Origin of the sequence: Mesorhizobium sp. M0802 (assembly GCF_040320115.1) — a bacterium.
Classification (GTDB): domain Bacteria; phylum Pseudomonadota; class Alphaproteobacteria; order Rhizobiales; family Rhizobiaceae; genus Mesorhizobium.
Genome location: NZ_JAMYOY010000010.1, coordinates 19078 through 31299, shown reverse-complemented (window position 1 = coordinate 31299; position 12222 = coordinate 19078). Strand labels below are relative to the sequence as shown.

Annotated in this window: 12 protein-coding genes; 7 read left to right on the top strand and 5 right to left on the bottom strand. The window is 63.9% G+C overall.

Going from position 1 to position 12222, the window contains the following annotated elements; all coding sequences use genetic code 11:
* Positions 1-96 precede the first annotated feature (96 nt).
* Together NKI10_RS15680 and NKI10_RS15675 are read left to right on the top strand one after the other, a co-directional pair.
* Positions 97-1260 carry an efflux RND transporter periplasmic adaptor subunit gene (locus tag NKI10_RS15680; RefSeq protein ID WP_352860830.1) on the top strand — a complete coding sequence of 388 codons (1164 nt, stop codon included), beginning with the start codon at positions 97-99 and terminating at the stop codon, positions 1258-1260.
* Positions 1257-4388 carry an efflux RND transporter permease subunit gene (locus tag NKI10_RS15675; RefSeq protein WP_352860827.1) on the top strand — a complete coding sequence of 1044 codons (3132 nt, stop codon included), beginning with the start codon at positions 1257-1259 and terminating at the stop codon, positions 4386-4388. Before NKI10_RS15680 ends, NKI10_RS15675 begins: the two co-directional genes overlap by 4 nt.
* 181 nt (positions 4389-4569) lie before the next feature.
* Here NKI10_RS15675 and NKI10_RS15670 read toward each other — a convergent pair whose 3' ends face one another.
* Genes NKI10_RS15670 through NKI10_RS15660 form a run of 3 tightly spaced genes read right to left on the bottom strand, consistent with a single transcriptional unit; the run spans position 4570 to position 7065 of the window.
* Positions 4570-5607, bottom strand: coding sequence for a zinc-binding dehydrogenase (locus NKI10_RS15670; protein WP_023725210.1), 1038 nt, complete (start codon positions 5605-5607; stop codon positions 4570-4572).
* 11 nt (positions 5608-5618) lie between these two features.
* The gene (locus NKI10_RS15665; RefSeq protein ID WP_352860825.1) at positions 5619-5903 is read right to left on the bottom strand and encodes a zinc-binding dehydrogenase; all 285 of its coding nucleotides are present in this window, start codon (positions 5901-5903) and stop codon (positions 5619-5621) included.
* Positions 5824-7065 (bottom strand): acyl-CoA dehydrogenase family protein, encoded by a 1242-nt coding sequence (locus tag NKI10_RS15660; RefSeq protein WP_352860823.1) that lies wholly within the window; start codon positions 7063-7065, stop codon positions 5824-5826. The genes NKI10_RS15665 and NKI10_RS15660 overlap by 80 nt, the downstream gene beginning before the upstream one ends.
* A gap of 127 nt (positions 7066-7192) precedes the next feature.
* On the opposite strand from NKI10_RS15660, the gene NKI10_RS15655 reads away from it, so the two are divergent.
* The 3 genes from NKI10_RS15655 to NKI10_RS15645 are packed head-to-tail and all read left to right on the top strand — an operon-like array spanning position 7193 to position 9551.
* The gene (locus tag NKI10_RS15655; RefSeq protein ID WP_023671153.1) at positions 7193-8008 is read left to right on the top strand and encodes an SDR family oxidoreductase; all 816 of its coding nucleotides are present in this window, start codon (positions 7193-7195) and stop codon (positions 8006-8008) included.
* Positions 8005-8520, top strand: a complete 516-nt coding sequence (locus tag NKI10_RS15650; RefSeq protein WP_280940371.1) for a MaoC family dehydratase — start codon at positions 8005-8007, stop codon at positions 8518-8520. The genes NKI10_RS15655 and NKI10_RS15650 overlap by 4 nt, the downstream gene beginning before the upstream one ends.
* Positions 8517-9551 (top strand): phosphotransferase family protein, encoded by a 1035-nt coding sequence (locus tag NKI10_RS15645; RefSeq protein ID WP_352860820.1) that lies wholly within the window; start codon positions 8517-8519, stop codon positions 9549-9551. Before NKI10_RS15650 ends, NKI10_RS15645 begins: the two co-directional genes overlap by 4 nt.
* A gap of 249 nt (positions 9552-9800) precedes the next feature.
* Here the strand turns inward: NKI10_RS15645 and NKI10_RS15640 are convergent, their stop codons facing one another.
* The gene (locus NKI10_RS15640; RefSeq protein WP_352860818.1) at positions 9801-10724 is read right to left on the bottom strand and encodes a hypothetical protein; all 924 of its coding nucleotides are present in this window, start codon (positions 10722-10724) and stop codon (positions 9801-9803) included.
* 26 nt (positions 10725-10750) lie between these two features.
* Between NKI10_RS15640 and NKI10_RS15635 the strand changes: the two genes are divergently transcribed.
* Positions 10751-11395: a TetR/AcrR family transcriptional regulator gene (locus NKI10_RS15635; protein ID WP_023671149.1), complete on the top strand. Its 645-nt coding sequence runs from the start codon at positions 10751-10753 to the stop codon at positions 11393-11395.
* Positions 11396-11581: 186 nt separating this feature from the next.
* The gene (locus NKI10_RS15630) at positions 11582-11815 is read left to right on the top strand and encodes a DUF680 domain-containing protein (RefSeq protein ID WP_023671148.1); all 234 of its coding nucleotides are present in this window, start codon (positions 11582-11584) and stop codon (positions 11813-11815) included.
* 139 nt (positions 11816-11954) lie between these two features.
* Here the strand turns inward: NKI10_RS15630 and NKI10_RS15625 are convergent, their stop codons facing one another.
* On the bottom strand, positions 11955-12182 hold the full coding sequence (locus tag NKI10_RS15625) for a hypothetical protein (RefSeq protein WP_352860816.1): 228 nt from the start codon (positions 12180-12182) through the stop codon (positions 11955-11957).
* Between the last annotated feature and the right edge of the window lie 40 nt (positions 12183-12222).

The window sequence follows — 12222 nt, the reverse complement described above, 5'->3', positions numbered from 1 at the left end:
GCCATGATATTGCGGCGGCTTCGCACATACCGGGTGCGTCGCTGCGCGTTTTTTTGCTTGGTGAAACCGGTAGACGTTTTGCCAACCGGAGTGTCGATGGTCGCCTGGAAACAGATCGTTTTTGCGCTTGTGATCCTGGTCGCGGCTGTCCTCGCCTGGGCGCGATTCTTCCCGGGCGCGCCGGAGGTTCTGGCACGCTGGGGCATCGACTGGGGCTATGCTTCGGCGCCCGCCACAACCGGCGCGGTCGACACGACGAAACCGGCAGGCGGTCGCAACGCTGCCGGCCGGCCGGCAAATGTCGTCGCCTTGCCGGCGGCCACCGCCACCATCAACGATCGCCTGCAGGCGATCGGCACCGGCCGCGCCAATGTCTCGGTGACGGTCAACCCGTACAGCTCCGGCCGGCTGGTTGAATTCCTCGTCCAATCCGGCACCCGCGTCGACAAGGGGCAGATCATCGCTTTTCTCGATTCCGAGACCGAGGTGATCTCGCAGGATCGTGCCAAGCTTGCCTTGCAGGATGCCCAGGACAAGCTCGAGCGGGTGAAATCATTGAGGGCCTCCAACGCCGCGACCCCGGTCGCCGTCGCCGATGCCCAAGTGGTGCTGGCCGGCGCCAAACTGGCGCTGCAGGATGCCGAACTCGCCTTGCAGCGTCGTTCGATCGTCGCCCCTATCGCCGGCACGGTCGGCATCCTGCCGATATCGGCCGGCAATTACGTCACCAGCCAGTCGGCGATCGCCACGCTTGACGACCGCTCCTCCATCCTGGTCGATTTCCTGGTGCCCGAGCGCTTCGCCGCCGCCGTCAAGGTCGGCGCGCAACTGTCGGCGACGCCGATCGCCAATCCGAGCAAGGCCTATACCGGCACTGTGTCGGCCATCGACAACCACATCGACGAAAAGAGCCGCACCCTGCTGGTCAAGGCTGCAATCGCCAATCCGGCGGACTCGCTGCGCGCCGGCATGTCGTTCGGCATCACCATGCGCTTCCCCGGCGACACCTATCCGGCCGTCAGCCCCCTGGCGATCCTGTGGGGTTCCGACGGCGCCTATGTCTGGCAGATCGAGGACGGCAAGGCCAGGCGCGTTCCCGTGCGCATCATCCAGCGTAATACCGAGACGGTGCTGATCGACGCCGAGATCGAGGATGGCGACATGGTCGTCACCGAAGGCACCCAGAGCGTCAGCGAAGGCGGCGCGGTCCGCATCGCCGGCCAGGATCAGCGCGCCGCGGAAGCTGCCGAAGGCTCATGACCGCGCCTGTCAGCACCGCCAGCGAAACCGGCTTCACCGCTCTCTTCATCCGCAGGCCGGTCATGGCCTTCGTGCTGAACACGCTGATCGCAGTGGCCGGCCTTGCCGCTTTCTACGGCGTCGAAATCCGCGAACTGCCCGATGTCGACCGCGCCGTGGTCACCGTATCGACGGCCTTCGAGGGCGCCGCCGCCGAAACCGTCGACCGTGAACTGACCGACACCATCGAGGGCGCGGTCGCCCGCGTCTCCGGCGTCAAGTCGATCTCGTCGACCTCTTCCTTCGGCCAGAGCCGCGTCACCATCGAGTTCAACGATGGCGTCGATTTGAACGTCGCCGCCTCCGACGTGCGCGACGCGGTCGGCCGTGTCGCCAACATGATACCGGAGACCGCCGACCCGCCGCGCATCGTCAAGGCCGATGCGAATTCCGATGCCGTGATGCGACTGGCCGTCACCTCCGACACCCTGTCGGTGCAGGACATGACGGTGATCGTCCAGGACCAGATCGAGGACGAACTGGCTGCCGTGCCTGGCGTCGCCGACGTTCAGGTCTATGGCGACCGCGACAAGATCTTCCGCATCGATGTCGACCAGAACAAGCTCGCCAGCCTCGGCTTCACTGTGGCCGATCTGAGGGCAGCGCTTGCCTCGGTCGCTTTCGATTCACCAGCCGGTTCGATCACCACCACCAACCAGGATCTCATCGTCCGCACCACGGCCGATGTGACGACGCCGGAAGAATTCGAAAACATCATCATCGGCGGCACGACGCGCATCCGCGACGTCGCCACCGTCACGCTCGGTCCCGACATCGGCCAGACCTCGTTGCGCTCCGACGGCAAGACCGGCATTGGCCTTGGCATCATCCGCCAGGCGGAATCGAACACGCTGGATATTTCCACCGGAGTGAAGGCAGCCGTCGCCAAGCTGCAGGAAAACCTGCCCAAGGGCATGTCGATCAAGATCACCAGCGACGACGCAGTCTTCGTCAACGGCGCCGTGCACGAGGTCGAGATCGCGCTCGGCCTGTCGATCTCCATGGTGCTGATCGTCATCTACATCTTCCTGCTCGACTGGCGCGCGACGCTGATCCCTGGTCTGTCAATGCCGGTCGCCATGATTGGCACCATCGCCGCCATCTATCTCGCCGGCTTCTCCATCAACATCCTGACGCTTCTGGCGCTGGTGCTGGCGACCGGCCTTGTCGTCGACGACGCCATCGTCGTTCTGGAAAACATCGTGCGACGGCGCAACGAAGGCATGGGGCCTCGTGCCGCCGCCGTGCTCGGCGCCCAGGAAGTGTTCTTCGCCGTCATCGCCACGACGCTGACGCTCGTTGCCGTTTTCGTGCCGATCTCCTTCCTGCCGGGACAGACCGGCGGCCTGTTTCGCGAATTCGGCTTCGTCCTCGCCATGTCGGTGCTGCTCTCCTGCGTGGTCGCGCTGACGCTGTGCCCGATGCTGGCCTCGCGCATGTTGACCGGCGCATCGCTCCACCATGAAGGCGGTCACGGCATTGGCGCGCGCGTCGGTGGCGCGCTGAACGCGGCCTACAAGCGCGCCCTGCATGCCTGCCTTGGCGCGCCGTGGATCGTGCTGCTGGTTGCGGTGCTGTTTGCGGGCGTCGCCTTCAGCCTGTTCGGCACCATCCGCCAGGAACTGACGCCGAGCGAGGACCGCGCCGTCGTGCTGTTGCGCATCAACGCGCCGCAAGGCGTCAGCCTCGATTACACCACGCAGCAGATGCAGAAGATCGAGCGGCTGATCCAGCCGCTGCGCGATTCCGGCGAGATCGTCTCGACGTTCGAAAACGCCGGCCAGAACGGCGCCTACAATTCCGGCTTCATGGTGATGACGCTGGCGCCGTGGGACGAGCGCACGCGCAGCCAGCAGGAGATCATGGCGCAGATAAGCCAGCTGACCCGGCAGGTGCCATCCGTGCGCATCTTCCCGGTACAGGCCAATAGCCTCGGTATTCGCGGCGCCGGCAACGGCCTGCAATTCGCGCTGGTCGGCAACGACCGCAAGGCGCTCGGCGACGCGGCGGTGAAGATCATCGCCCGGATGCAGGCCGATCCGCGCTTCCAGACGCCGCGGCTTTCCATCGACCCGACGCAGCCGCAGTTGGCGGTGGCCATCGACCGCGAGCGCGCCTCCGATCTCGGCATCGACATATCAGGGCTCGCCAACACCTTGCAGGCGATGCTCGACGGTAACGATGTCGTCGATGTCTACATCGCCGACCGCAGCTATGGCGTGAAGCTGGTCTCGACCACCAACCCGATCAATGATCCGACCGATCTGGAAAACATCTTCCTGAAAACCGCCGACGGCCGCTTCGTGCCGATGTCGACCATCGCCACGCTGACCGAGCGCGCCGTGCCGCCGTCGCTGACCCGCGAACAGCAGCAGCCTTCGGTGGCGATCACCTCGAACCTGAACGGCAACTTCGCACTTGGTGACGCGCTCGGCGTTGCCGAGCAGATCGCCGCCCCGCTGCTGCCGCCGGGCAGCCGCGTCCTGCCGCTGGCCGAAGCCGCGACGCTCGGCGAGACCAACAGCGCCATGATCACCATTTTCGGCTTCGCGCTGGTCATCATCCTCCTGGTGCTCGCCGCCCAGTTCGAAAGCTTCGTCAGCGCCGTCATCATCATGGCGACGGTCCCCCTCGGCCTTGCCTGCGCAATCTTTGCGCTGCTTTTGTCAGGCACCAGCCTCAATGCCTACAGCCAGATTGGCCTCGTGCTTCTGGTCGGCGTCATGGCCAAGAACGGCATCCTCATCGTCGAATTCGCCAACCAGCTGCGCGACCGCGGCCTCGGCGTGCGCGAGGCGATCGAGCAGGCCTCGATCATCCGCCTGCGGCCGGTGATGATGACGATGATCTGCACCATCCTCGGCGGGGTCCCGCTGGTGCTGGCCGCCGGCGCCGGTGCCGAAGCGCGCATCGCGCTCGGCTGGGTCATCGTCGGCGGGCTGGGTCTCGCCACCGTCTCGACGCTGTTCCTGACCCCGGTCGCCTACCTCCTGCTCGGCCGCTTCGTGACGCCGAAGGCGCATGAGGAAGCGAGGCTGAAGCGGGAGCTTGAGGAAGCGGCGTACGCCAATGTCGAGCCGGCGGAGTAGCTCCGCTTACCCTCCCCCTTGTGGGGAGGGTCGGACCGCAGGTCCGGGGTGGGGGTGCAGCGCCAACTAACGTCGGTCCAGCGCTCCCGCGAATAACAGAGGTGGAGCCAAGACCCCCACCCCGACGAACGAGCAAAATTGCTCTTTCGTCGACCCTCCCCACAAGGGGGAGGGTAGAAAGTCACGGCCTAATAAACACCTTCCCGTTCGGCTTGGCCAGCTCCGCCGGGGCCTTCGCCATCGCCTCATCCAGCGGTAGCACCGCCGTCACGTCGGTCGACCAGCGCCCATCCGAAAAGCGCTTCTGTGCTTCCATGATCGCCGGGCCGCGCTTGTCGCGGAACTGGCGCATCCATTCGACCAGCCAGAAGCCTTCAATGTGCTTGTGTTGGAAGATCATCTGGCCGGGCTCACGGATGACAGTGGTGTCCGGATCGAGCCGTCCATAGATGATCCAGCGCGAGCGCTTCGGCATGGCGTCGAAGATCGCCGAGGCCACCGGCCCGGTCACGGCATCGAGGAAGATGCGCGGCTGCTCGGCCTTGACCACATCGCGTAGTGCTGCCTTGAAATCCGGCGCCTTCTCGTTGAGCACATGGGCAGCCCCGATCTCCTTCAACAGCGGAATCTGCTCGTCGCGGCGCACGGTGACGATCGGCCGGAACCCAGCCTCCTTGGCGAGACCCGCGATCAGCTTGCAAAGCTGGCTGGCGCCGGCGGTCATGATGAAGGCTTTTTCGCCCGTCTCCTTGACGATGTCGAACATGGCGAGCGCCGTGAGCGGGTTGACGATCATCGCCGCGCCATCCTCGTCGCGGACCGTGTCGAGCAGCGGAATGCAGCCGGCAGCTTCGGCAACTGCATAGTCCGCCCACGCGCCCCAATTGGTGACGCCGGTGGTGAAGGCGATGCGCTTGCCGATCAGGCTTTTCGCATAGGGCTCGTCGCCGCTGGCAACGACCGTGCCGACACCCTCGAAGCCGGCCGGCTGGCCCTTGGCGCGCGGCTGACCGTACTGGCCCTTGATGAACATGACGTCGGACGGGTTGATCGAGGCGAGGCTGACCTTGATTAGAACCTGGCTCGGTCCGGGCGTCGGCACGCCGATGCTGCCAAGCTTGAGGTACGGCTCCATCGCCTCCAGCGCACTGCCGGAGGGCGTCCTGGTGTAGCCGTCGCCGGTCAGCAGCAGTGCTTTCATGTCTGAGGGGATCGCCATGGCGGGGCTCCTTACAGTTTGAGGATGAGCTTGCCGGATGCGCCACGGCCAAGCACGCGCGTCACCACGGCGGCGGCATCGGCCAGCGGATAAGTGCCTTCGATGGCCGGCCGAACCTTGCCGGCGAGATGCCAGCCGACCAGCGCCTTCAGATTGTCGGCATGGACGAGCTGGTCGAGCGGCGCGAAATCGCGGGCGATAATGGCCTTCATCCGCTCAGACCTTTTCCTGCGTGTATTTCCTGAGCTCCGTACGCGCCACCTGCCGGCGGTGCACCGCGTCCGGCCCGTCGGCAAGGCGCAGGGTTCGCAGATGCGTCCATGAGCGTGCCAGCGGCGTGTCCTGGCTGATGCCTTGCGCCCCGAACATCTGCACGGCCTCGTCGGTGACCTTGAGCGCGACGCGCGGTGCGATGACCTTGATCTGGCTGATCCAGGGCGCGGCTGCGCGCGCATCGCCCTGGTCGATCATCCACGCCGCCTTGAGGCAGAGCAGCCGCGCCATCTCGATCTCCATGCGGCACTCGGCGATGATATCGAAATTGGCGCCGAGCTTGGCCAATGGCTGGCCGAAGGCCTCGCGGCGCATCGAGCGCTGGCACAGCAGCTCCAGCGCCATTTCGGCTTGGCCGATGGCGCGCATGCAATGGTGAATGCGGCCGGGGCCGAGCCGCCCCTGCGCGATCTCGAACCCCCTGCCCTCGCCGAGGATCAGGTTTCCGGCCGGCACCCTGACATTGTCGAAGCGGAGGTGCATGTGGCCGTGCGGCGCGTCGTCATCGCCATAGACCTGCATCGGTCGAAGCTTGATCACGCCCTTGGTGTCGGACGGCACCAGGATCATCGAATGGCGGCGGTGCTGCGGCTCGGCTTCGCCGCCGGTGCGGACCATGACAATGTAGATGGCGCAGCGCGGGTCCCCGGCCCCCGACGCCCACCATTTCTCACCGTTGAGTGCATAGTCGTCGCCTCGCCTTTCGCAGCGCATGGCGATGTTGGTGGCGTCGGAGGAAGCGACGTCCGGCTCGGTCATCAGATAGGCCGAGCGGATCTTGCCCTCGAGCAGCGGCTCAAGCCATGCCTGCTTGTGGTCGTCCGAGCCGTAGCGCTCCAGCACCTCCATATTGCCGGTGTCGGGCGCCGAGCAGTTGAAGGTCTCGGCGCCGAGATGCGCCTTGCCCATCTCCTCGGCGAGGTAGGCGTATTCGACCGTCGAGAGACCATAGCCGCGCTCGGACCCGGTCAGCCAGAAATTCCACAGGCCGCGCTCCTTGGCCGTCTTCTTCAATCCCTCGAGGATCTCGGTCTGCCGCGCGGTGTAGACCCAGCGGTCGCCGCCCTTGCCGACCTCACTCAAAAAATCATGATCGAGCGGCATGATCTCATCGCGCACCATGGCGGCGACACGGGCGTGGATCGGCTTCAGCCGCTCGGTCATGCCGAGATTCATGTCCGCCATCGGTCTCCAACCCTTTCACGCATCTGGGCACTTTACCCGTGGCAAGGATGACCGTACTTCGGGTAGCCTTGTCAACGCGAGCCCCTTTCGCCCCGGACCGTGAGCAGAAAAGCGCGGAGGAATTCCGATGAGCTATCTGGAAGAACTGTTCTCAGTCGCCGGCAAGACAGCGCTGGTGACGGGAGCCGCGACCGGCATCGGCCGCATGGTGGCGACCGCTTTGGTCCAAGCCGGCGCCACCGTGATGATCGCTTCACGCAAGGGCGAGGATTGCATCAAGGTCGCCGCTGAGTTGAACGGGCTCGGCGGCTCCGGCAGTGCCGAAGGCTTTGCCGGTGACGTCTCGAGCGAAGCAGGCATTGCCGCGCTGGTCGGCGAGGTCAAGGCGCGCACCGAGAAGCTGCATATTCTGGTCAACAATGCCGGCATATCCTGGGGTGCCTCCCTGGAGGATTTTCCCTATAGCGGCTGGGCCAAGGTGTTCGCCGTCAACGTCACCGCCGTCTTCCATCTGACGCGCGAATTGCTGCCGCTGCTGGAAGCCGCCGCGAGCGATGCCGATCCGGCCCGCGTCATCAACCTGGGCTCGGTGATGGGCACGCAGCCGCTGGCCGACGACGCCTATTCCTACACCGCGTCCAAGGGCGCCGTTCACCACCTGACGCGCACGCTGGCGATCGAACTCGCGGCGCGGCGCATCACCGTCAACGCCTTCGCCCCCGGCCCCTTCCAGAGCCGGATGACCGCCTTTGCCACCGGCACCGAAGAAAAGGCCAGACATGTCGGCAGCCATGTCCCCATCGGCCGTATCGGCGTGGCGGATGACATCGGCGGCGCAACGCTCTATTTATGCAGCCGTGCCGGTTCCTATGTCACCGGCGCCATCCTGCCGATCGACGGCGGGCAGTCGGTGCAGCATGGGCTGACATTGTTCAAGGAATGAGCCGCGGTCGGCGGCAAGGGGAGGACACCGCAGTGGAACCGATCAGTCTCGATGTGCTTCTGGCCAGCGTCGGCAAGGAAGTCGGCGTCTCGCCATGGCGCGAGGTCACACAGACCATGATCGACCAGTTCGCCGACGCCACCGACGACCACCAGTTCATCCATTGCGACCCCGAGCGGGCCAAAAACGAGACGCCGTTCGGCGGCACCATCGCGCATGGCTTCCTGTCGTTGTCGCTGCTCTCGGCGATGACCTTCGAGACCATGCCGCCGCTGGAAAAGGGCAAGATGGGCGTCAACCACGGTTTCGATTCGCTGCGCTTCCTGGCGCCGGTGAAGACCGGTTCGCGCATCCGCACCCGCTTCGTGCTGGCCGACGTCAAGGTCAGGCCGTCGGGCTGGGTGCAGACGGCGCATGACGTGACCATCGAGATCGAAGGCTCGAAGAAGCCGGCGCTGACGGCGCGCTGGCTGACGCTGACGCTGATCGAGCGTGAGCCGGAGACCGCATGAGTGGCGACGCCAACGCGCTGGACCAGACGCCACTAGCGCTCTATCTCGATGGGCACATCCCGGGTTTTGCCGGGCTTTCGGCAATCGAAAAATTCAAATCCGGCCAGTCGAACCCTACCTATCTGCTGACTGCGGCCAGCGGCCGCTATGTCCTGCGCGCCAAGCCGCCGGGCCAGTTGCTGAAATCGGCGCATCAGGTCGACCGCGAATTCACGGTCATGAAGGCGCTGGCCGGCACCGCCGTGCCGGTGCCGGCGATGCTGCATCTGTCGGCGGAGGCGACGCCGATCGGCCGCATGTTCTACGTCATGGATTTTCTCGACGGCCGCATCTTTTGGGATCCGGCAGTGCCGGAGGCCGCTGGCAACGATGAGCGCGCCGCCCTCTACGATGCCATGAACGCCACCCTGGCGGCCCTGCACGATGTCGATGTCGAGGCGGTCGGGCTCGGCGATTTCGGCAAACCCGGCAATTACTTCGAACGCCAGCTGGCACGCTGGACCAGCCAGTACCGCGCCTCGGAGACCGGCACGGTCGCCGACATGGACCGGCTGATCGCCTGGCTGGAGACGCATATGCCGGCCGATGACGGCCGAAAATCTCTCGTGCATGGCGACTACCGGCTGGACAACATGATCTTCGCGCACAATGAGCCGAAAGTGCTGGCCGTGCTCGACTGGGAACTGTCGACGCTTGGCCACCCCTTTGCCGACATCGCCTACCAGTGCATGCAATGGCGCTTGCCGCACGCCTCGGGCTTTCGCGGTCTTGGCGGCGTCGACCGCGCCGCCCTCGGCCTGCCCTTGGAGGAAGCCTATGTCGCGGCGTATTGCCGTCGGCGCGGGCTGGCCGGCATCGACAATTGGAGCTTCTTCCTCGCCTTCTCCTTCTTCCGCTTGGCGGCCATCTGTCAGGGCGTCTACAAGCGGGCGCTCGACGGCAACGCCTCCAATCCCGAAAAGGCCAGGACCTATGGCGAAGCGGTGAAGCTGCTGTCGCACCTTGCCGCCAAGCTGATCGACCGAACCTGAGTAGACAATGAGATATTGTGGTCGGCGCGATTTGATGACAGATCGGATCAGTTCCGTTCCCCGACCGGGGAGCAAGCCCATACGGAGGTGGTGGCAACCGGCCTGGAAACAGGACGCAAACCGATCACCGTCTGTAGAAAGAGCATGATGCCGAAAGTGTGAAGCGGTTTTCGGACGACATCATGCTCTATCAATTTGATTAGACCCGGATTCAGATTTCAGGTCAATTCGACCTGAAATCATCCTGCTCTAGCGCGCATCGCTGGAAATGAACTTCATGTGCCGGCTGACTTGCAGGGCGATGTAGACGACCAGCGAGCATCCGATCGGAAACACGATCTCAATGAGGCCGGTGGCGACAGCCTGCGGCAATGCCAGCGCAATGTCCTTGGCTGCGGCAGTCTCGATCGTTAGCGCCGTGATCCCGCCGCCGAACACCGCGCCGGCCAAGGCACCCGCCAGCATGAAATGCAGCGAGCGAGGTTCTTCCTTGGATGCCAGCGAAGCCAGCATCCAGCCCAGCAAACCATACTCGATCGCCCGCAACATACCGAGCGTGGTGAGCGACAGGATCACGGGCTTTGCCGATACATCAAGCGCGCTCACCATCACCTTTTGCGTACCTTTGGCGATGCCCATGGCCAGCGGCCCCGAGATCATGGCGATCAGGCCGCCAAGCGAGGCTCGCACCTTGGTGATCGCCGTGCCGAGGCTGACGCCGGCGCAGACGAAGAATGACCAGGTCACGCCTTGCGCCAAGTCTATCAGAACCTGGGTTGGCGCCGGGTGCGAACCTGCCGCAAATCCGGCAGTCAAGATAAGGGCTTCCATGGCGAAGCCGATTGCGATCGCCAGCCATGCGACTATCACGACCCGCCTGAGCGCTAGCCTTGCGCCATGAGAAAGTGGATGTGCGCCCGGCAGCCCGGACGAAAGCTCTATCGCAGCCATAGAGGCCCCCCAAAACCGAAATTTCTTGCAGAGCCGCCAAATAGGCTTTGTTTGTAACAGTCCGATGTTGCCTGCGTGCGCCCAGGTTACACATGCTGTGACATAGATGCTGGCGAAATGGACCAGAACGGGCACAACTATTCGAGAGAAAGCTTGAGGTCGCTTTTTGATATCCCTGACAGCGCCCTTGCCCGTTTCCGTACAGCGTATATATTTAGTCATGCACAACCAACCAAAGGCACCGGATCTTGCCACTGAGCGTCCAGAAACGCCGCGAGAAACAAAAGGCCGAACTGCGTTCCGAACTGCTCGACGCAGCCCACAAGCTCGTCAAGGAAGAGGGCTATGAAGGCCTGACCATCCGCAAGTTGGCCAAGCGGGTCGGCTATGCTCCGATGTCGGTCTATTCCTACTTCGCCGACAAGCAAGACATCCTGTTTGCGCTGGCCGAGGATGCCTTCGAAACACTTGCCCGCCGCATCGAGGAGCACCCTTCCGACGATCCGATCGAGGCCTTGCGTGCGGTGATGACCGAATATGCTGCCTTCGGGCTCGGCAATCCCAACGAATACCGCACCGTGTTCATGACCGAAAAGACCAAGCTGCCGGAAGGCAGAAGCTATGAGGACATGGAAGAGGCCAACCCGGCGATGAAAGCGCTGATATCCAGGGTCGAGGCCTGCGTTGCCGCAGGCAAGCTGCAGGGCGATCCGCGCGCCATCGCCACCATGCTTTGGGCAGTCGGCCACGGCACCATCTCGCTTTTGATCACGTTCCCGTTCTACCCCTTCGGGGATCCGCAGGCTTTCGTGACGCGGATGTGCGATTTCACACTCGCCACGCTCAGCACTCAGAATGTGCCGCCGCTGACCGAGACCCCGGTCGACTGCTGAGCATCCCCGCCCCTCCAATTCAACGTCCGGCCTGACAGCTTCGGCTGTGTCAGTGCGCCGCAATTTTCGGCGTTCAAAAAGATTTTTCGTACGCGTACGTTTTCCGACTTGAAAACCCATCTCGGTGGACGTATGTGTACGTTGTATCGTACATGTACGAAAAAAATTTAACCGATGGAGACAGACATGAACAAGACCCTTCTCGCTCTCGCCACCGTGCTGGCTCTCTCCGGCTCGGCTTTCGCCGCCAACAACACACACTCGACCAAGCAGGCCCCCGCCGCCACCTGCGTCGACACCACGACCAATGCCAAGCTCGATTGCGCCGTGACCGGCTCGGTCGAAAAGTCCGACGTCAAGGCCAAGAGCCCGCGTCTCGGCATCGAGATCAACCCATGGATCGTGCCGAGCACGTTCTAAGTTGATCGGGCTCGACCACAGCACAACGACTAATTTAAGGGCGGCAGGATAATCCCGGCCGCCCGTTTTTTCCTCAGCGCCCCCATTTTCTCAGCGCAAGCTGGGCTTCTCCGAGTTCAAACCTGGCGTAGCCGAACGGTTATTTGTTGCGCGGTTTGCGACCCGGCGCCGTCTTGGCCCTGCCGGGTCTTGCAGGCGCGCCTGGGATGGCGGTCGAGGTGATCGACACCGGATCGCTGGCCGGAAACGTGTCCTCGAGGCCTTCCTCGAGTTCCTCTTCGGCAGTCACCTCGTGATGCTGCTCATGTTCGAGTGAGCGCACGGCGGACGTCTTGCCAGCTGACTTCGGCGGCACTTTCGACGGCATCGTATGTTCTCCCTGATGAGGGAAGCAGAACGGCTTGACC